Source organism: Streptomyces sp. NPDC033221 (genome assembly GCF_055577005.1).
This window is the reverse complement of record NZ_JBVIQN010000028.1, coordinates 109161-128464: the sequence shown is the minus strand read 5'-3', so window position 1 is coordinate 128464 and position 19304 is coordinate 109161. Positions and strand designations below refer to the sequence as shown.

The following is a 19304-nucleotide window of genomic DNA, read 5'->3' as shown; positions in this document are numbered from 1 at the left end:
CGGCGGTCGCGCGCACCCTGGGCCTGTCGCGCGCCGAGGGCGAGTACGTCAAGGTGCTCGACGCCGACGACATGCTCACCCCCGGCCCGGCGCCTTGCCGTACGACGGCGGCGGCACACCGCTCCTCACCACCCCACCCCACGCCACCCCACGTCTGCGACAAGTCGCGCCCAAGCTCCCATCAACAGTGTTTGAAATGTGCGTACGCCTCTGAAACGAACAGCTCCGCCATCCGTATGCCGCCCCTTGGAGTCTTGTCGATGGGTGCCCCCGCCCCACCGACGGAACTCCGCCACCGGTCGGCCGAGCGTCGTTTTTTCCCGGAAACTTCCCATCCCTCCAGCTCATATGGCCTGGCTTGGCGGTCTAGACAACATCACCCGCACGTCGGCCTGATGGCATTCCAGCCGATCCCCGGACGACCAAGGAAAACGAACACCCACCCTGTTAGTGTCGGTGTCGTCAAAGGTTGAAGCGTCCGGACATCACCCCGGACAGCGCAGCCCCTCATCACACCGCGGCCGCCCGGCGTTCGGGCCTGCGGTGGTCCGGCACGCCCGGCGGCCCCGCGGCAGGGGCCCGGCCCGCGTGCCCGGTACCCAAGAGCCACGTCCCCGGACCTGGCAACAGCATGTCTTCTTCGAGGAGAAATGTTCATGGACGCCACAAACGTACGTGATCTGCTCTATTACCCCGTCAGCGCCCAGAAGATGGTGCGCGGCGAAGGGATCTACCTTTACGACGAGGACGGCAACGAATACCTCGACTGCGCCTCCGCCACCTTCAACCTCAGCCTCGGGTACTCCCACCCGGCGGTCATCGAGGCGATGAAGGCGCAGCTGGACGTCTTCGCCCATCTGACCTCCTCCGTGCAGAGCGACCCGGTCAACGGGCTGGTGCGCCGGCTGGTGGAGGTCTCCCCCGGCAACCTGACCAAGGTGCATCCGAAGGTCTCCGGCGGTTCCACCGCCAACGAGGGCGTCATCAAGATGGCGCAGCACGCCACCGGGCGCTCGGAGGTCATCTCCCTGTTCCGCAGCCATCTCGGGCAGACCATGATGATGACCTCGATGTCCGGCAACGCCTTCCGCAAGGAGCCGTTCCCGTCGCTCTTCCCGCGCACGCTGCAGGTGCCGGACCCGTACTGCTTCCGCTGCTTCTACGGGCAGCAGCCGGGCAGTTGCGGGATGATGTGCGTGGACCGGATCGAGGACTTCCTGGAGTACGCGAGCACCGGTCAGGTCGCCGCCGTCATCGTGGAGCCGATCTCCGGCAACGGCGGAAACATCGTCCCGCCGGACGGGTATTTCCAAAAGCTGCGGGCCTTCTGCGACGAGCACGACATCGTGCTGATCTTCGACGAGATCCAGACCGGCATCGGCCGTACGGGACAGATGTTCGCGGCGCAGCACTTCGACGTGGAACCCGACGCCATCACCACCGCCAAGGGCCTGGGCGGTTCGGGCGCGCAGGTCGCGGCGATCCTGACCAACGAGCGGCTGGCGGGCCTGCCGGCCAACCACCACTCCTTCACCTACGGCGCCAACCTGCTGGCGGCCTCGGCGGCCAATGTCACCCTGGACATCGTCCGGCAGCCGGAGTTCCTGGCCAACGTGCGGGCCACCGGCAACCACATCCTCGGCCGGCTCGCCGACATGCGGACCCGTTACCCGGCCATCGTCGACGTCCGGGGCGTCGGCCTCATGATCGGCTTCGAGCTGGCGCACCCCGACGGCAAGCCCGCCGTCAAGCTGACCAACCACCTGGCGAGCGCGGCCGGGCAGCACGGCCTGATCCTGCGCACCTCCCGCTACGGTTACGGCAACGTGCTCAAGATCCGGCCGCCGCTGATCCTCACCCTCGACCAGGCCGAGCTGCTGTGCGACCGCCTGGAGAACCTGCTCCGCGCGGAGCTGGCCTCATGACACATCCGAGCCGCATGACACATCTGAAAAGTCTGCTGACGGGCCTCGGCCGGCACGTCCGGAGCGAGCTGATGACCTACGCCGACCAGGGGCTCGCCCGGCAGGTGCACGGCGATTCCCCCGGTGGCGACGCGCAGTTCGACATCGACGAGGTCGCCGAGCGGGCCGTACTCGCGTACCTGCGCGAGCACGCCGAGGTGCCGCTCGCGGTCTACACCGAGGACGGCTCGCTGGTCGAGCTGGCGCCCGACCCGCGGTATGTGCTGGTCGTGGACCCCATCGACGGCACCCGGCCCACCTCGGCCGGACTGGAGATGGGCATGGTGTCGATCGCCGCGGCGCCGCTGGGCGCACATCCGCCGACGCTGGACGACGTGACCGCCGCGCACCTGCTGGAGATCAAGTCCGGCGCGTGGATCTACGGTGACAACGACGCGGGGCTCTCGTACGACGGCTTCGCGCACCCGCTGCCCCGGCTCAGCCGTACCACCGACCCCGCGAAGATGTTCTGGTCGATCGAGTTCAACGGCCACCCCATGCACCTGATGTCGGCGGCCTACGCCCACCTGGTGGACCGGTCCGCCAACACCGGCGGCGTCTTCGTGTTCAACAGCGCCACCTTCTCCCTCTCGCGCATCATCACCGGCCAGCTCGACGCGTACGTGGACATCGGCAACCGCGTCCTGCGCGACCACCCGGCGACCGAGCCGGCCTTCCTGGCGGCCGGGCGCGGCTCGATCCTGCACCTCTTCCCGTACGACATCGCCGCCGCGGTGCACCTCGCCAAGCTCGCCGGGGTCACCATCACCGACGCGTACGGCGGCGACCTGGGGACCACCCGGCTGCTCGACCTGGACCCGATGAACCAGAAGTCGTGCGTCGCGGCGGCGACGCCCCGGCTCCACAAGGAACTGCTCGGCGCCATCCGGTGGGACATCCCCGGCGCCACCACCACTGCAGGAGGAGCGAAGTGAAGGCCCTGATCCTGAACGAGCGGCGCACCGTGTCGCTGGTCGACCACCCGAAGCCGGAGATCATAGCACCCACGGACGTCGTGGTGCGGGTCGTGCAGACCGGCATCTGCGGCACCGACCGCAGCGTGCTGGTGGGCAAGTTCCCCGCCGAGCCGGGTGTCGTGATGGGGCACGAGGCGGTCGGCACCGTGGACGCGGCGGGGTCCGCGGTGACCGCGCACAAGCCGGGCGACCGCGTCATCGTCAACCCGACGCTGTACTGCGGCGGTTGCCCGTCCTGTCTGCGCGGGCACTGGGACTTCTGCGTCAACAAGGCCGGTACGGAGGTCGGGCTCGACCTGGACGGCGGGTTCGCCGAGTACATCCGGCTGCCCGAGCGGTTCCTGCACGCCGTACCCGAGGGCATGGACTTCGACCGCGCGGTGGGCGTGGAGCCGCTGGCGTGCGCGCTGAACAACATCGAGGCCAGTCGGCTGGCGGCCGGCGAGACGGCGGTGATCGTCGGTGGCGGTCCGGTGGGCGTGGTGTGCACGATGGCGGCCCGGCACCACGGCGCCCGGGTCCTGCTGATCGAGCCGGACCCGTACCGGCGGGAGCTGTGCCGCACAGTGTTCGCCGAGGACGGTGACGACCGGGTGACCGTGCACACGCCGGACGAGGCCGGGCTCGGGCGGCGCGGCGGCGTGGTCATCGACACCGTCGGCAGCCTGCTGGAACAGAGCCTGGAGTACGCCGCGACACGCGGCCGCGTGGTGATCATGGGATACAACAGCAACGCGTCGGCCACCGTACGGCCGCTGGAGATCCTCCAGCGCGGACTGCAGATCATCGGCGCCGGTGACTACAACAGCCGGCTGTTCCCGAAGGCGGTGGAACTGGCCCGGTGGCTGCCGTTGGAACGGCTGGTGACCCACCGCTTCCCGCTGGAGCGGCACGAGGCGGCCTTCGCGGCGCTGGCCGCGGTGCCCGGGGCCCCGTACTCGGCGCTCAAGGTGGTGCTCGTACCGGAGTGATCCGGGCCGGGCAGCAGCTCAGCGGCCTTCCCGGCCGGCCGGTGGGGCCGGCCGGGAAGGCCGTCAGGAGAAGTCGACGGCGGCCAGCACCGGGCCGGCGGCGAGCAGGACGTACTGGACCACCACGGTGTTGCGCCGTGCCCGGTGGCTCATCGGTACGGCGAACGAGACCAGGCCCGCGACGGGGGACAGCCACATGGCCGTTTGGGCCGCGCCCGTCAGCGGTCCGCTCGCCCCGTCGCCGCTGTACGCCTGGTTGAGGACCGCGATCGCGAACAGCACGTACGCGACGAGGAGCAGCGGAATGCCGAGGACGGCGAACACCCGCAGCGCGGTCGTGGAGGGTGCGAAGGGGTCGGGCGCCGACAGGTCGGCGGAGGCGGGCGAGGGGGCCGGTGCGTTCATGGTCACCAGCCTGCCCGGAGCGGGACGGTGCGGTATGGGGGCGGATACTCAGGGGCGTGGGACGCGTACTCAGTGCCCCTCACGTCTCGTACGTATGGAACCCGCGCCCCGTCTTGCGTCCCAGGAGCCCCGCTTCCACCATGCGCTGGAGCAGCGGCGGCGGGGCGTACAGCGGTTCCTTGAACTCCTCGTACAGGGACTGCGCGATGGCGGCGACGGTGTCGAGGCCGATGAGGTCGGCGAGCCGCAGCGGACCCATGGGGTGGGCGCAGCCCAGTTCCATGCCCGCGTCCACGTCGGCGGCGGTGGCGAAGCCCGACTCCGCCATCCGGACCGCGGCCAGGAGGTAGGGCACGAGGAGGGCGTTGACCACGAACCCCGCGCGGTCGCGGGACCGGATCGCGGTCTTGCCGAGGACGGTGGTGGCGAACTCCTCCGCGGTGGCGGCGGTCTCGGGGGCGGTGTGCAGGGAGGTGACGATCTCGACGAGCGGCATGACCGGTACGGGGTTGAAGAAGTGCAGGCCCAGTACGCGGTCGGCGCGGCCGGTGGCCATGCCCAGGCGCATGACGGGGATCGAGGAGGTGTTGGTGGCCAGGATCGCCGCCGGGTCCTCGACGGTCTTGTCGAGGATGCCGAAAATCTCCGTCTTGGTGTCGGCGTGTTCCACGACCGCCTCCACGACGAGCCGCCGGTCGGCCAGGTCGGCCAGTTCCCCGGTGAAGGTGATCCGGGCGAGGGCGGCCTCGGCGGCGGGGCGCTCGGTCCGGCCGCGTTCCACGGCGCGTTCCAGTGACCGGGTGACGCGTTCCCGGGCCCGGCGGGCCGCGGTGGCGTCGGCCTCGCACAGGACGGTGTCCAGGCCGGCGCGTGCGCACACTTCGGCGATGCCGGCGCCCATCTGGCCGCCGCCGACCACGCCGGCCCGAGTGATGCGGGTGCTCATGGGTGACACTCCTGGTTCCGGGCGAAGGGGCCGGGCGGGCGGCGGTGCGGAGCCCGCCCGGCGGGAGGGGCCGTCTCTGGTGGAACTCCTGGTGGAGCTGATGGTGGAACTGCTAGTGAAACTGCTCCTCTTCGGTCGAGCCGCGCAGCGCGGTCGTCTCGGAGGCCGGGTTGACGGCGGACGCGACCAGGTCGAAGTAGCCGGTGCCGACCTCGCGCTGGTGCTTGACGGCGGTGAAGCCGTGCTCCTGGGCGGCGAACTCGCGTTCCTGGAGGTCGACATAGGCGGTCATGCCGTGTTCGGCGTAGCCGCGGGCGAGGTCGAACATGCCGTGGTTGAGGGAGTGGAAGCCGGCCAGGGTGATGAACTGGAAGCGGTAGCCCATGGCGCCCAGCTCGCGCTGGAACTTGGCGATCTGGTCGTCGTCCAGTGCCGCGCGCCAGTTGAAGGACGGCGAGCAGTTGTAGGCCAGCAGCTGGTCGGGGTACCGGGCGTGGATCGCCTCGGCGAACTCGCGGGCCTGGGCCAGGTCGGGCGTGCCGGTCTCCATCCACAGCAGGTCCGCGTACGGGGCGTACGCCAGGCCGCGGGCGATCGCCGGGGCCATGCCGTTCTCGACGCGGTAGAAGCCCTCGGCGGTGCGCTCGCCGGTGCAGAAGCGGGCGTCGGTCTCGTCGACGTCGCTGGTCAGCAGGTTGGCGGCGAGGGCGTCGGTACGGGCGACGATGACGGTGGGCACATCGGCGAGGTCGGCGGCGAGGCGGGCCGCGCCCAGGGTGCGCACGTGCTGGGAGGTGGGCACCAGCACCTTGCCGCCGAGGTGGCCGCACTTCTTCTCGGAGGCGAGCTGGTCCTCGTAGTGGATTCCGGCCGCGCCCGCCTCGATCATCGCCTTGGTCAGCTCGAAGGCGTTGAGCGGGCCGCCGAACCCGGCCTCGGCGTCGGCGACGATGGGCACCAGCCAGTCGGTGGCGTCCCCGGCCTGTTCGGCGGTGGCGATCTGGTCGGCACGCAGCAGCGCGTTGTTGATGCGGCGCACCACCTGGGGCACCGAGTTGGCCGGGTACAGGCTCTGGTCGGGGTAGGTGTGACCGGCCTGGTTGGCGTCGGCGGCGACCTGCCAGCCGGAGAGGTAGACGGCCTGGAGTCCCGCCTTGACCTGCTGTACGGCCTGGCCGCCGGTCAGTGCGCCGAGGGCGTGGATGTAGTCCTGCTCGTGCAGCTGACGCCACAGGCGCTCGGCGCCGCGCCGGGCCAGGGTGTGCTCCTCGCGGACGCTGCCGGACAGCCGCACCACGTCGGCGGCGCTGTGGGTACGGGTGGTGCCCTGCCACCGCGGGTCGGTCGCCCACCGCCGGGCCAGTTCCTCGGCCGCCTTGGTTCCTGCCTGTGCCATGACCATCTCCCGGATGTTCGCTCGCGACTGCTGTACGTGGTGGATCGCCGTGCGTGGTGAACTGCTGTGCGTGGTGAGCTGCTGTACGTGGTGGACTGCTCTGCCTGGCGGCCTGCTGGTGAAGGGTGCGAATCTTCGGCGCCAAGTGCCGCACCAGTGCCACGGACTGCTGGAGTGCGGCCCCCGGACGTCCCGGTAGCGGGGGTGAGCAATGCTGTCGGGGGCCGCCGCACTGCCGACTCTGACAGTGGCACTTGGTGCCATCAACCGTGGCCCGAAGCCAAGTTCTGCCAATCTTGTGCGGCGGTTTTGCCAAGGTTGCGAAGGCCCGTGGCAGCGGTACGGCGGCTAGGGTGTGCCGGGCGGCGGCGACGGAGGGGGCATCGTGAGCAAGATCTACGCCGGGGCGCGGCTGCGGCGGCTGCGGGAGGAGCGCGGGTTCAGCCAGGCCGCGCTGGCCCGCGTCCTGGCCATCTCGCCCAGCTATCTGAACCAGATGGAGCACGACTCACGGCCGCTGACCGTGCCCGTACTGCTGCGGCTGACCGAGACGTTCGGGGTGGACCCCGGGTTCTTCTCCGAGCGAGACACCAGCCGGGTGCTGGCCGACCTGCGCGAGGCCCTGGCCGACGAGCTGGCGGCCGGCCGGGTCTCCCCCACCGATCTGTCCGAACTCGCCTCCCGGCAGCCCGCGGTGGCCTCCGTCCTGCTCGGCCTGGGCCGGCGCAACCAGGCGCTGACCGAGCGGCTGGCGGAAGTGGCGGAGGGCCGGGACGGCGGCAGCACCGACCCGGCCGTACCGCTCTCACCGCACGAAGAGATCCGCGAGTTCTTCTACCGGCGGCAGAACTATCTGCACGAGGCCGACACCGCCGCCGAGGAACTCGCCGCCGAACTGGGCATCCGCCCCGGCGAGGTGGGGCGCGCCCTGGCCGCCCGGCTCACCGGGCGGCACGGCGTCCGCCTCGTCGACACGCCCGACGGGCCGCTGCACCACTACGATCCGTCCGCCCGGGTGCTGCGCCTGTCGACGGGGCTGCGGCCCGGGCAGCGGGCCTTCCGCATGGCCACCCAGCTGGCGCTGCTGGAGGCCGGCGACGAACTGTCCCGGCCCGCGTCGGAGGATTTCGAGGAGGGCTCGACGGCCTGGTCGCTGGCCCGGATCGGCGTCGCCAACTACTTCGCGGCGGCGCTGGTGCTGCCGTACGGCCCGTTCCACGCCGCCGCCGAGGAGCTGCGGTACGACATCGAGCGGCTGACCGACCGCTTCGGCCTCGGGTACGAGACGGTGTGCCACCGGCTGAGCACCCTGCAACGCCCGCGCCGGCGCGGGGTGCCGTTCTCGTTCGTACGCGTCGACCGGGCCGGCAACATGTCCAAGCGGCAGTCCGCCACCGGCTTCCACTTCTCCCGGGCCGGCGGCACCTGCCCGCTGTGGAACGTCTACGAGGCGTTCACCGCCCCCAGCCGCATCCATGTGCAGATCGCGGCGATGCCGGACGGCCGCCGCTACCTGTGGACGGCCCGCACGGTCACTCGGCACCGCGGCGGCTGGGGCGACCCCGGCAAGACCTTCGCGATCGGCCTGGGCTGCGAGATCAGGCATGCGTCCCGGCTGGTCTATTCCGACGGCCTCGACCTGGACAACGCCGCGGCCGCCACCCCCATCGGCATGGGCTGCCGGGTCTGCGAACGGCTGGAGTGCCCGCAGCGCGCCGTACCGCCGCTCGGCCGGCCGCTGGCGATCGACGAGAACAGCAGCACGTTCGTGCCGTATCCGGTGCGGGAGACGCCGTAGCCGTACGCCCTCCCGCCCCTCCGCTACTGCTGCGGGGGAACCTGCGGGTAGCCGCTCGGCGTACCGGGCTGCTGGTGTGGACCGGGCTGCTGATACGGGCCCGGCTGCGGCGGGTAACCACCCGGCGCACCGAACTGCGCGTAAGGGCCGGGCTGCTGATAGGGGACGGGTGCGCCGGGGCAGCCGCCAGGCGGCGGACCGTTGCGCTTCTTCCGCTTCCGCACCAGCAGGATCGCCACGATCCCGCCGACGACCAGCAGGACGATGAGCGAGAAGGCCACGATGCCGAGGGCCGCGCGGTAGTTGCTGTTGTCTTCCTCCCGCTGCCAGCGGGCCCGGGTCTCGGCGCTCGGGGTCGGCTGCTCCTTCCCCTGGCCCTCGGGCGGCGTCTCAAGGGGGGCGTACTCCGGGCCGGCGGCGACGTTCCGGGTCATTGCCGCTCGGGCATCCCGTGCCTGGTCCGCCCCGGCGACCGGCGCGGCACCGAGGAGCAGCGCTCCCGCCAGCGCCGCGCCGCCCACCGCACGCAGCGTCCGAGTGAAGCTCATGTCCGTACATCCCTCCCGGCGATCCCGGACGCCACCCTACGCGCCGGATTTCCGGGCCCGGCCGCCAGGCACGGCCCCGAACTCCGCCCCCTTACACCCCTGACCCCCCTGGACTTACTAGGACGTCCAACTATATGTTCGTGAGGAAGGCCCGCGGTGCAGGGAAGCCGGTGCGAAACCGGCGCGGTCCCGCCACTGTGACCGGGGAGTGCGACGCCGAGCAACACGCCACTGACGAGCGCGAGGTCGGGAAGGCGGGCGGCGCGCGGTGATCCGGGAGCCAGGATACCGGCCGTGGGTGTTGTTCCGTGTTGTCCACGAGGATGGAGCAGACACGCATGGCACCGGTGCGTACCCACAGCCCAGGTGATCCGGCCCGGCCCGCGGCACCGCCCGCGCGCTGACGGTTCCACGCCTTTCGCGTCCCACGGCCCCGCCCCTCGGTCCGCGCGCCATCCGCGCCGCCCGGGTGCCCGGCCGTGCCATCCCCGGATCTCACCTGACGAGAGCAGGCCTTTCATGGTCCGAGAACTGACCCACTTCATCGGCGGCGAGCACGTACCGGGAACCTCGGGTGCCTACGGCGATGTGTACGACCCCAACACCGGCACCGTGCAGGCCCGGGTCCCGCTCGCGGACCGGGCCGGGACGACGGCCGCGATCGCCGACACCGCGGCGGCCCAGCCGGAGTGGGGCGAGTGGAACCCGCAGCGGCGCGCCCGCGTGCTGCTCACCTTCCTGCGCCTGGTCGAGGGTGAGCGGGACGCGCTGGCCCGCCTGCTGTCGAGCGAGCACGGCAAGACGGTCCCGGACGCGCACGGCGACCTCCAGCGCGGCCTGGAGGTCGTGGAGTTCGCGGCCGGCATCCCGCACCTGCTCAAGGGCGAGTTCACCGACAACGCCGGGACCGGCATCGACGTGCACTCGCTGCGCCGTCCGATCGGGGTGGTGGCCGGGATCACCCCGTTCAACTTCCCGGCGATGATCCCGCTGTGGAAGGCCGCACCGGCCATCGCCTGCGGGAACGCGTTCATCCTCAAGCCGTCCGAGCGGGCTCCTTCGGTGCCGCTGCGGCTGGCCGAACTGTTCCTGGAGGCGGGGCTGCCGCCGGGCATCCTCAACGTCGTGCACGGCGGCAAGGAGTCGGTGGACACGCTGCTGGAGGACCCGCGCGTCGAGGCGCTCGGCTTCGTCGGCTCGACGCCCGTCGCCGCGCACATCTACGCGACCGCCGCGGCGCACGGCAAGCGCGCCCAGTGCTTCGGCGGCGCCAAGAACCACCTGATCGTGATGCCGGACGCCGACCTCGACCAGGTGGTGGACGCGCTGCTCGGCGCCGGGTACGGGTCGGCGGGCGAGCGCTGCATGGCGATCTCGGTCGCCGTACCGGTGGGCGAGGAGACCGCCGACGCGCTGGTGGCGCGGCTCAAGGAGCGGGTCGGCACGCTGCGCATCGGGCGCTCCGACGACCCGCACGCCGACTTCGGGCCGCTGGTGAGCCGCGACGCGCTGGGCCGGGTCCGCGCCTACGTGGACCTCGGCGTCACCGAAGGCGCCGACCTGGTCGTCGACGGGCGGGACTTCACGCTGCCCGGCCACGAGAACGGCTTCTTCGCGGGCGCGTCGCTCTTCGACCGGGTCACCCCGGACATGCGGATCTACCAGGAGGAGATCTTCGGCCCGGTGCTGTCGGTGGTACGGGCGGCGGACTACGAGGAGGCGCTGCGGCTGCCCACGGAGCACCCGTACGGCAACGGCGTGGCCATCTTCACCCGGGACGGGGACACCGCGCGGGACTTCAGCCGCCGGGTGAACACCGGCATGATCGGTGTGAACGTGCCGATCCCGGTGCCCGTGGCGTACCACACCTTCGGCGGCTGGAAGCGGTCCGGCTTCGGCGACCTGAACCAGCACGGCCCGGACGCGATCCGCTTCTACACCCGTACCAAGACCGTCACCTCGCGCTGGCCCTCCGGGGTCAAGGAGGGCGCGAGCTTCACCATCCCGACGATGGGCTGATCGCGATGAGCGTCATGACCACCGCCACCACGGCTGCCTCGCTGACCTCACTCACCGCGGACCAGCTCGCCATCGTCGAGACGACACTGGACTTCGCACAGGAGCACATCGCGCCGCACGCCGTGGCCTGGGACCAAAACAAGCACTTCCCCGTGGACGTGCTGCGCAAGGCCGCCGGGCTCGGGCTCGGCGGGATCTACGTACGGGAGGAGCACGGCGGCTCCGCGCTCAGCCGCGCGGACGGCGTGCTGGTCTTCGAAGTGCTGGCCACCGCCTGCCCGTCCATCGCGGGCTATCTCTCCATCCACAACATGGTCGCCTGGATGATCGACCGGTACGGCGACGACGCACAGCGCACCCGCTGGCTGCCGGGCCTGTGCTCGATGGCCGACCTGGGCAGCTACTGCCTGACCGAGCCGGGTGCCGGATCGGACGCGGCGGCGCTGCGCACGCGTGCGGTGCGCGACGGCGACGCGTACGTGCTGACCGGCGTGAAGCAGTTCATCTCCGGTGCCGGGGCCTCTCAGGTGTACGTGGTGATGGCCCGTACCGGCGAGGAGGGGCCCGGCGGCATCTCGGCGTTCGTCGTCGAGCGGGACGATCCGGGGCTGTCGTTCGGTGCCAACGAGAAGAAGATGGGCTGGAACGCGCAGCCGACCCGGCAGGTGATCCTCGACGAGGTCCGCATCCCCGCGGACCGGCGGCTCGGCGCGGAGGGCGACGGCTTCCGCATCGCGATGAGCGGCCTCAACGGCGGCCGCCTCGGCATCGCCGCCTGCTCCCTCGGCGGCGGGCAGAGCGCGCTGCACGCGGCGCAGGCGTATCTCGCGGACCGGGAGGCGTTCGGGGGCCGGCTGCTGGACGCGCAGGCACTGCAGTTCCGGCTCGCCGACATGGCGACCGAGCTGGCGGCCGCCCGTGCGCTGGTGCGGCAGGCGGCCGAGGCGCTGGACCGGGCCGATCCGCAGGCGCCGCAGCTGTGCGCGATGGCCAAACGGTTCTCCACCGACACGGGCTACTCCGTCGCCGACCGTGCGCTGCAACTGCACGGCGGCTATGGCTACCTGAGTGAATACGGCATGGAGAAGATCGTCCGCGATCTTCGGGTGCACCAGATCCTGGAAGGGACGAACGAGATCATGCGCTTGATCGTGGCCCGTGGGCTGACCGCGGCGAAGGACGGCGGCGCCCGCGCCGGAGCGGGGGCCGCCCGATGACCGACGACTCCGTACTGCTGCGGACCGAGGGCCGGGCCGCGTACCTGACCCTCAACCGGCCCAAGGCCCTCAACGCCCTCGACCACGGCATGGTGCGCCGCATCGACGCCGCCCTGGCCGAGTGGGAGCACGACCCCGCGGTCGAGACCGTCGTGATCACCGGTGCGGGCGAGCGCGGGCTGTGCGCGGGCGGCGACATCCGCGCCATCCACACGGACGCGCGGACCGGCGACGGCACGGCCTCCGCCGCGTTCTGGCGCGACGAGTACCGGCTCAACGCCCGTATCGCGCGCTACCCCAAGCCGTACGCCGCGGTCATGGACGGCATCGTGATGGGCGGCGGCGTCGGCGTCTCGGCGCACGGCAGCGTACGGATCGTCACCGAGCGGTCCAAGGTCGCCATGCCCGAGACCGGCATCGGCTTCGTACCGGACGTCGGCGGTACGTACCTGCTGGCGCTGGCGCCCGGGGAGCTGGGCACGCATCTGGCGCTGACCGGGGCGCCAGTGGGGGCCGGGGACGCGCTGCTGTGCGGGCTCGCGGACCACTTCGTCCCGTCGGAGCTGCTGGAGCGCCTGGCCGCGGATCTCGCCGCCGATCCGGTGCCCGAGGTGCTGCCCCGGTACGTCGCGGAGACGCCGGAGGGCGACTTGGCGGCCCACCGCGAGTGGATCGACCCCTGCTACGCCGCCGGCACCGTCGAGGAGATCGTCGACCGGCTGCTCGGCAGCGGCGTACCGGAGGCCAAGGAGGCCGCTGAAACGATCCTCGCCAAGTCCCCCACCTCGCTGAAGGTGACCCTGGCGGCACTGCGCCGGGCCCGGGACCTGGGGCCGCTGGAGCGGGTCCTGGACCAGGAGTACCGCGTCTCGTGCGCGGCGCTGTCCGCACCCGACCTGGTCGAGGGCATCCGCGCGCAGGTGATCGACAAGGACCGCGCCCCACGCTGGTCCCCCGGCACCCTCACCGAGGTCACGGACGAGGACGTGGCCCGGTTCTTCACCCCGCTCGGCGAGCGCGAACTGGGACTCGCCGATGGCGCCGGCACGCAGGAGGTGCCCTGGTGACCACGGAAACAAGGCAGGAGGACGGCGCGCCCACCACCATCGGATTCATCGGTCTCGGCAACATGGGCGGACCGATGGCTGCCAACCTGGTCAAGGCCGGTCACCGGGTGACCGGTTTCGACCTCGTACCGGACGTGCTGGCGGCGGCTGCCGAGGCCGGTGTCGAACCCGCCGCCTCGGCGACCGCCGCCGTGACGGACGCGGACGTGGTGATCACCATGCTGCCCGCCGGACGCCATGTCCTGGCCCTCTACGAGGACGGCGGGCTGCTCGCGGCGGCCCGCCCCGGCACCCTGTTCATCGACTGCTCGACCATCGACGTGGCCGACGCCCGCGCCGCCCACGAGGCCGCCGTACGCGCCGGCCACCAGGCCCTGGACGCGCCGGTCTCGGGCGGCGTCGTCGGGGCCGAGGCCGGCACGCTGACATTCATGGCGGGCGGCGGGGCCGCCGAATTCGCGCGGGCCGAGCCACTGCTCGCGGCGATGGGCAGGAAGGCGGTGCACTGCGGCGCGGCGGGCGCCGGACAGGCCGCGAAGATCTGCAACAACATGATCCTCGGCATATCGATGATCGGGGTCAGTGAGGCGTTCGTCCTCGGGGAGAGCCTGGGCCTGACCCACCAGGCCCTGTACGACGTGGCGTCCACCGCCAGCGGGCAGTGCTGGGCGCTGAGCGTGAACTGCCCGGTGCCCGGCCCGGTACCCGGCAGCCCGGCCAACCACGACTACCGGCCGGGTTTCGCGGCGCCGCTGATGGCCAAGGACCTGGGACTGGCCGCCAACGCGGTCCGCTCGGGCGGCGTACACGCCGAACTCGGCCTGCGAGCCGCCGAGTTGTACGCGGCGTTCGCCGAGGGCGACGGCGCCGCGGAGGACTTCTCCGGGATCGTACACACCATCCGGCAACGGTCCGGCGGCAGCGCGGACACACAGGAATCCGAGCAGAACGGAACGACGACCGCATGACCGACACCACCACGCCCGAGGACGGCCGTACCCACCCGTACGAAACCATCCTCGTCGACCGCACCGGCCGTACCGCCACCCTCACCCTCAATCGCCCCAAAGCACTCAACGCCCTCAATCTCCAGGTCATGACCGAGGTCGTGGCGGCGACCGAGGAGCTGGACCGCGACCCGGACATCGGCTGCATCGTCATCACCGGCTCGGCGAAGGCGTTCGCCGCCGGGGCCGACATCAAGGAGATGCGGCCGCGGTCGTACATGGACATGTACCTCAGCGACTGGTTCACCGCCTGGGACAAGCTGGGCGACCTGCGCACCCCCACCGTCGCGGCGGTGGCCGGACACGCGCTGGGCGGCGGCTGCGAACTGGCCATGCTCTGCGACATCCTGCTCGCCGCCGACACCGCCGTCTTCGGCCAGCCGGAGATCAAACTGGGCGTCATCCCCGGCATCGGCGGCTCCCAGCGGCTGACCCGCGCCGTCGGCAAGGCCAAGGCGATGGAACTGTGCCTGACCGGCCGCACCATGGACGCGGCGGAGGCCGAGCGGGCCGGACTGGTCTCCCGCGTGGTACCGGCGGCCGACCTGCTGACCGAGGCCGCTGCCGTGGCGGAGAAGGTAGCGGCCATGTCCGCGCCGGTCGCCATGATGGCCAAGGAGGCCGTCAACCGTGCCTTCGAAACCACCCTCGCCGAGGGCGTCCGCTTCGAACGCCGCCTGTTTCACGCGGTGTTCGCCACCGCCGACCAGAAGGAGGGCATGACGGCGTTCGTGGAGAAGCGGGCGGCGGAGTTCAGGCATCGCTGAAGCACGTCCGCAGTCGCGGCCCGGCTGAAAAGACCTCGCCCCAGGCGTTCCCTGGTTACGGTGATCCCCTTGAACGCGCAAGGGAATCGACGTAGTTGACGACTGGGGCGAGGGATCGATGGAAGCACGGGAAACGACGTTCGAGCGGCTGATCCAGGGGGACAACCAGTTCCAGATCCCGCTGTATCAGCGCACGTACAGCTGGGACGCCAAGGACCACCAGCGACTGTGGGACGACTTGTTACAGCAGGTCGTCGTGGGGAGCGCGGACGACGACGCGCCGACCGGGCACTTCCTCGGCTCGCTGGTGCTCGATCCCCGCGCTCCCCTGCCGGACACGGTCCAGCGCTGGGTCGTCATCGACGGCCAGCAGCGGCTGACGACGCTGATGCTGCTGGCCTGCGCAATCCGCGACCATGTGCGTACCTTCGACGCCGGCCGGGCCGAACTCGTCCACCGCCGGTACCTGGTCAACGAAGAGGACTACACCGGGCTCGACGCCTACAAGCTGCTGCCGACCCAGGCCGACCGGCCGTCGTACCTCGCCTGCGTGAACAGCGACCCCACCGCGGGCGGGGAGGACAGCATCGGAGCCGCCTACCGCTTCTTCCGGGCCGCGCTCACCGAGTACGACCCGGTGGGTGAGTGGGAGAGGGTGCGCCACATCGACCAGGCGCTGCGCCACCGGCTGACGTTGGTGACGATCACGGCCGGGCCGCAGGACAACGCCTTCCGGATCTTCGAATCGCTCAACAACACCGGCAAGTCGCTCAGCCAGGCCGACCTGTTGCGCAACTACGTGTTCATGCAGCTGCCGACCCTCGGCGAGCAGGTCTACGACCGCGTGTGGCTGCCTCTCCAGACCGAACTCGGACCCGAGCGGCTGACCACGCTCGCCTGGCTCGACCTGGTGCTGCAAGGCCAGCCCCGGCTGACCATCAGCGAGGTCTACGAAGGGCAGCGGCGCCGGATGGGCCGGATCGTCGCCGCGTCCGGCGAGGAAGGGCTGCGGGAGGACCTCACCCGGTTGCGCCGCCTCGGCCACCTCCTTCTGCGGGTCTTCGAACCCGACCGGGAGCCGTGCGCGGAGCTGCGGGCGGCGCTGGAGCGGCTGGCGCGGTGGGGCGGCGAGGCACACTATCCTCCCGCACTCCATGTGCTGGACCAGGTGGACCGGGGCGGGACGGAGACCGCCCAGGCCGTCGAAGCGCTGAGCTGTGTGGAGAGCTTCCTGGTCCGGCGCATGGTCTGCCGCGAGCCCTCGCACAGTGTCCGGCAGCTGCTGGCCGCCGTGCCGTCGGGCCTGGAGCGGGACCGGCCGCTGCACGAGGCGATGCGCCGGTATCTGTCCGGGCCGCGGCGGGGGTGGCCACGGGACGAGGACCTGGTCGAGGCGATCCGTACGCAGCCCTTCTACTGGCAGGGCAGCAGCCGCCACCGTGCGTATGTCCTGCGGCGGCTGGAGGAGGACTACGCGGCTCCGGAGCCGGTCGACTTCTCCCGTGCCTGGGCATCGGTCGAACACGTCCTGCCGCAGCGGCCGGGGCAGGAGTGGCTCGACATGCTGGCCGAGGACGCAGAAGAGGGAGAGCGTGCCGAGGAGCTGCACGAGGCGCTGGTGCACACCTTGGGCAACCTGACGCTCACCGGCGAGAACGGGCGGCTGTCCAACCACCCGTACGAGCGCAAGCAGCAGATCTTCGACCAGAGCGCGCTGCGCATGAACCGGGAGATCGCCACCGCCGACCGCTGGGGGCGGCCGGAGATCCTGGCCCGTGCCGACCGCCTCGCCGACCGGGCGGTGCGGGTCTGGCCGGGGCCGCTGCCCAGCGACGACGCGCGCGCCGACGAGCGGTCGGAGTGGCTGCGCCTGCGGAAGGTGCTGGCGGCCGTCCCGGCCGGGAAGTGGACGACGTACAAGGATCTCGGCACGGTCACCGGAGCGGGTTCCGCCCAGACCGTCGGGACCTACCTGGCCACGCGCGCGGATGTGCAGAACGCGCACCGCGTGCTGACGGCCGGCGGCACATCCTCCCCCGGGTTCGCCTGGTTCGACAGCCGTACGGAATCGCAGCAGGAGGTGCTGGAGCGGGAGGGTGTCCGGTTCCACGGCGCGGTGGCCGACGCCGAGCAGCGGCTGAGCACGGCCGAGCTGGCCGAACTTGCCGGGCTGGACGCCCCGGAGGAGCCCGCGGAGGACTCGGCGGCGCGACGCCCTGGCACCGCCGACCGGCCGGACAACTTTGCCGCGCTGCTGCGCGCACATCAGCCGGCCGTGGCCGAGGAGTTGCTGACTCTGCTGAGCAAGTGGGAAGCGGAAGGCGGCTGGCTCGGTTACGGAGCCGCCGCCGAGACCAGTTGTGCGCCCATGCTGCGGGAGGGGAGGGGGCCGCACGGCTGCCTCTGGCCGGTGAGCGTGTACCCGCGTACGGGGACCGTGGAAGTCGTCTTCGAGTACCTCGCCAAGCGGGAGCCCTTCACCCGGCTCGGCCTTCTGGCCGAACTGCGCGACCGGCTCCAGGCCATCCCCGGTGTGGTGCTGGACGTACCCGACGCGGAACTTCCCAGGCGACGGCCGAGTTTCCCGGTGGGGACGCTGTGCGGCGACGGGCTGGTCCGTTTCGCCGAGACGCTGGAATGGTTCCGGCAGCAGAGCCTGTGAACCCCGCCCGTCACCCCTGACCCGGCCACCACTCCGTCACCACTGGCCTGCTCACCTCCCGGCCCCCGGCTCCTGCCCGTCCACCACCGGATACGGCACATGCGTCCGCCGGTCCGGATCCACGGCGAGGCGGCCGCCCGCCGGGGGCCGGGCGCGCTGGGCGCAGTCGCGGCGTTCGCACAGGCGGCAGCCGAGGCCGATGGGAGTGGCGGCACGGGGGTCGTCCAGGGCGATGCCTGCCGCGTAGACGAGGCGGTGGGCGTGGCGGAGTTCGCAGCCGAGGGCCACGGCGAAGTCGGCGCTTGGGGCGTGGTGGCCGAAGCCGCCGCGGGTCACGGTGCGGGCGATCCAGAAGTGGCGCTTGCCGTCCGGCATCTCGGCGACCTGGGTGAGGACGCGGCCGGGCGCGGCGAATGCCTCGTACACCGTCCACAGGGGGCAGGTGCCGCCGAGGCGGGAGAAGTGGAAGTCGGTGGCGGACTGGCGTTTGGAGATGTTGCCGGCCCGGTCCACCCGGAGGAAGGCGAAGGGGACGCCGCGGCGGTCGGTGCGCTGCAGGGTGCTCAGGCGGTGGCAGACCGTTTCGAAGCCGACTCCGAAGCGGGCCTGGAGGAGTTCGATGTCGTAGTGCAGTTCCTCGGCGGCCGTGTGGAAGGTGGTGTACGGCATGAGGAGGGCGCCCGCGAAGTAATCGGCGAGGCCGATGCGGGTGAGGGCGGCGGATTCGGGTGAGGTGGGGCGTGCGCTCGCGGTGAGGGTGTCGAGGAGGGAGTGCTGCTCCAGCAGGGCAAGCTGGGTTGCCAGCTGGAAGGCGCGGCGGCCTTCGGTGAGCCAGGGGGAGAGGAAGAGCAGGCCCGCTTCGGGGTCGTAGCGGCGGACGTCGGGTGACCGGCCGGGGGCGGCCTGGACGACCCGTACGCCGTGCCGTTCGGCGAGACGGGCGGCGAGTGCGTCGGCGGCGCGGCCGGGGCGCAGGCCCAGTTCGGTGGCGGTGTGTTCGGCGGCGGAGTCCAGCGGGTCGACGTGGTTGTGGTGGGCATGGAAGAAGTCCCGTACCTCGTCGTGCGGTTCGGCGGGCGGCAGGACGGTGCTGTCGCCCGGTCCGGCGAGGGCGGCGGCCTGTTCGGTGGCGTAGCGGTAGCGGCGGTGCAGGGCGACCAGGGCGCGGGCCACCTCGGGGTGGTCGCGGGCGACCTCGGCGATCTCCTCGGCGGGCGGCGGGGTGCCGCAGGCCTCGTCGCCGAGGGCGGCGCGCAGGTCGGTGGTGAGGCGTTCCTCCTCGGCCTTGGAGAAGTACTCGGGGTCCACGCCCAGTACTTCGGCGATGCGCAGCAGGACGGGGGCGGTCAGCGGGCGCTGGCTCTGTTCGATCTGGTTCAGGTAGCTGGTGGAGATGCCCAGTTCGCGGGCGAGCTGCACCTGGTTGAGGCCGTGTTCGCGGCGGAGCCTGCGGAGTTTGGCGTGTGCGTAGATCTTGCGGACGGGCGGTCGTGGCATACCGCTGCCCCCTTCGTCGCGTGCGCCGTCGTTCCGCCGCCCCTTGCGAACGTAGCATCCGCA

General features: G+C 71.6%; 14 protein-coding genes, 2 pseudogenes and 1 riboswitch. Of the genes and pseudogenes, 11 read left to right on the top strand and 5 right to left on the bottom strand.

Annotated features, from left to right (window positions below; genetic code table 11):
• The 4 genes and pseudogenes from ACZ53K_RS30430 to ACZ53K_RS30415 all read left to right on the top strand — a co-directional run.
• Window positions 1-86: pseudogene (locus tag ACZ53K_RS30430) on the top strand (glycosyltransferase family 2 protein); the annotation flags it as partial.
• A 570-nt stretch (window positions 87-656) separates the two neighbouring features.
• Entirely contained in the window at window positions 657-1925 is a 1269-nt protein-coding gene (locus ACZ53K_RS30425) for an aspartate aminotransferase family protein (RefSeq protein ID WP_468842741.1), read from the top strand.
• A 14-nt stretch (window positions 1926-1939) separates the two neighbouring features.
• Window positions 1940-2899, top strand: a complete 960-nt coding sequence (locus ACZ53K_RS30420) for an inositol monophosphatase family protein (protein ID WP_468842738.1) — start codon at window positions 1940-1942, stop codon at window positions 2897-2899.
• On the top strand, window positions 2896-3912 hold the full coding sequence (locus ACZ53K_RS30415) for a zinc-dependent alcohol dehydrogenase (protein WP_468842735.1): 1017 nt from the start codon (window positions 2896-2898) through the stop codon (window positions 3910-3912). The genes ACZ53K_RS30420 and ACZ53K_RS30415 overlap by 4 nt, the downstream gene beginning before the upstream one ends.
• Window positions 3913-3975: 63 nt before the next feature.
• Here the strand turns inward: ACZ53K_RS30415 and ACZ53K_RS30410 are convergent, their stop codons facing one another.
• The 3 genes from ACZ53K_RS30410 to aceA all read right to left on the bottom strand — a co-directional run bounded on the left by ACZ53K_RS30410 (window position 3976) and on the right by aceA (window position 6659).
• Window positions 3976-4317 (bottom strand): hypothetical protein, encoded by a 342-nt coding sequence (locus ACZ53K_RS30410; RefSeq protein ID WP_468842732.1) that lies wholly within the window; start codon window positions 4315-4317, stop codon window positions 3976-3978.
• Between the two features lie 79 nt (window positions 4318-4396).
• The gene (locus ACZ53K_RS30405) at window positions 4397-5263 is read right to left on the bottom strand and encodes a 3-hydroxybutyryl-CoA dehydrogenase (RefSeq protein ID WP_468842730.1); all 867 of its coding nucleotides are present in this window, start codon (window positions 5261-5263) and stop codon (window positions 4397-4399) included.
• A 112-nt stretch (window positions 5264-5375) separates the two neighbouring features.
• On the bottom strand, window positions 5376-6659 hold the full coding sequence (gene aceA, locus ACZ53K_RS30400) for an isocitrate lyase (RefSeq protein WP_468842727.1): 1284 nt from the start codon (window positions 6657-6659) through the stop codon (window positions 5376-5378).
• A 385-nt stretch (window positions 6660-7044) separates the two neighbouring features.
• Here aceA and ACZ53K_RS30395 point away from each other — a divergent pair, with 385 nt between their 5' ends.
• The gene (locus ACZ53K_RS30395) at window positions 7045-8457 is read left to right on the top strand and encodes a short-chain fatty acyl-CoA regulator family protein (protein ID WP_468842725.1); all 1413 of its coding nucleotides are present in this window, start codon (window positions 7045-7047) and stop codon (window positions 8455-8457) included.
• A 23-nt stretch (window positions 8458-8480) separates the two neighbouring features.
• Here ACZ53K_RS30395 and ACZ53K_RS30390 read toward each other — a convergent pair whose 3' ends face one another.
• Window positions 8481-9005 (bottom strand): hypothetical protein, encoded by a 525-nt coding sequence (locus ACZ53K_RS30390; RefSeq protein ID WP_468842722.1) that lies wholly within the window; start codon window positions 9003-9005, stop codon window positions 8481-8483.
• A 137-nt stretch (window positions 9006-9142) separates the two neighbouring features.
• A riboswitch (cobalamin riboswitch) is annotated at window positions 9143-9316 on the top strand.
• 208 nt (window positions 9317-9524) lie between these two features.
• Here ACZ53K_RS30390 and ACZ53K_RS30385 point away from each other — a divergent pair.
• The 6 genes and pseudogenes from ACZ53K_RS30385 (at window position 9525) to ACZ53K_RS30360 (ending at window position 17744) form a co-directional block, all read left to right on the top strand.
• Entirely contained in the window at window positions 9525-11024 is a 1500-nt protein-coding gene (locus tag ACZ53K_RS30385) for a CoA-acylating methylmalonate-semialdehyde dehydrogenase (protein ID WP_468842718.1), read from the top strand.
• Window positions 11025-11029: 5 nt separating this feature from the next.
• Entirely contained in the window at window positions 11030-12241 is a 1212-nt protein-coding gene (locus ACZ53K_RS30380; RefSeq protein ID WP_468842716.1) for an acyl-CoA dehydrogenase family protein, read from the top strand.
• Window positions 12238-13230, top strand: a pseudogene (locus ACZ53K_RS30375) (enoyl-CoA hydratase/isomerase family protein); the annotation flags it as partial. The gene ACZ53K_RS30380 and the pseudogene ACZ53K_RS30375, both read left to right, overlap by 4 nt.
• Entirely contained in the window at window positions 13113-14276 is a 1164-nt protein-coding gene (mmsB, locus tag ACZ53K_RS30370) for a 3-hydroxyisobutyrate dehydrogenase (protein WP_468842713.1), read from the top strand. The pseudogene ACZ53K_RS30375 and the gene mmsB, both read left to right, overlap by 118 nt.
• Window positions 14273-15082: an enoyl-CoA hydratase gene (locus ACZ53K_RS30365; protein ID WP_468842710.1), complete on the top strand. Its 810-nt coding sequence runs from the start codon at window positions 14273-14275 to the stop codon at window positions 15080-15082. Before mmsB ends, ACZ53K_RS30365 begins: the two co-directional genes overlap by 4 nt.
• 118 nt (window positions 15083-15200) lie before the next feature.
• Complete coding sequence (locus ACZ53K_RS30360; RefSeq protein ID WP_468842708.1) at window positions 15201-17744, top strand: GmrSD restriction endonuclease domain-containing protein; 2544 nt, start codon at window positions 15201-15203, stop codon at window positions 17742-17744.
• 51 nt (window positions 17745-17795) lie between these two features.
• Here the strand turns inward: ACZ53K_RS30360 and ACZ53K_RS30355 are convergent, their stop codons facing one another.
• Window positions 17796-19241, bottom strand: coding sequence for a short-chain fatty acyl-CoA regulator family protein (locus tag ACZ53K_RS30355; protein WP_468842705.1), 1446 nt, complete (start codon window positions 19239-19241; stop codon window positions 17796-17798).
• Between the last annotated feature and the right edge of the window lie 63 nt (window positions 19242-19304).

What these genes read in the sequence shown, in the direction of transcription:
- ACZ53K_RS30365 (WP_468842710.1), top strand. Translation starts at nt 14,273, where the DNA reads ATGACCGACACCACCACGCCCGAGGACGGCCGTACCCACCCGTACGAA.
- ACZ53K_RS30420 (WP_468842738.1), top strand. Translation starts at nt 1,940, where the DNA reads ATGACACATCTGAAAAGTCTGCTGACGGGCCTCGGCCGGCACGTCCGG.
- ACZ53K_RS30390 (WP_468842722.1), bottom strand. Translation starts at nt 9,005, where the DNA reads ATGAGCTTCACTCGGACGCTGCGTGCGGTGGGCGGCGCGGCGCTGGCG.
- aceA (WP_468842727.1), bottom strand. Translation starts at nt 6,659, where the DNA reads ATGGCACAGGCAGGAACCAAGGCGGCCGAGGAACTGGCCCGGCGGTGG.
- ACZ53K_RS30425 (WP_468842741.1), top strand. Translation starts at nt 657, where the DNA reads ATGGACGCCACAAACGTACGTGATCTGCTCTATTACCCCGTCAGCGCC.
- ACZ53K_RS30380 (WP_468842716.1), top strand. Translation starts at nt 11,030, where the DNA reads ATGAGCGTCATGACCACCGCCACCACGGCTGCCTCGCTGACCTCACTC.
- ACZ53K_RS30410 (WP_468842732.1), bottom strand. Translation starts at nt 4,317, where the DNA reads ATGAACGCACCGGCCCCCTCGCCCGCCTCCGCCGACCTGTCGGCGCCC.
- ACZ53K_RS30385 (WP_468842718.1), top strand. Translation starts at nt 9,525, where the DNA reads ATGGTCCGAGAACTGACCCACTTCATCGGCGGCGAGCACGTACCGGGA.
- ACZ53K_RS30355 (WP_468842705.1), bottom strand. Translation starts at nt 19,241, where the DNA reads ATGCCACGACCGCCCGTCCGCAAGATCTACGCACACGCCAAACTCCGC.
- ACZ53K_RS30360 (WP_468842708.1), top strand. Translation starts at nt 15,201, where the DNA reads ATGGAAGCACGGGAAACGACGTTCGAGCGGCTGATCCAGGGGGACAAC.
- ACZ53K_RS30405 (WP_468842730.1), bottom strand. Translation starts at nt 5,263, where the DNA reads ATGAGCACCCGCATCACTCGGGCCGGCGTGGTCGGCGGCGGCCAGATG.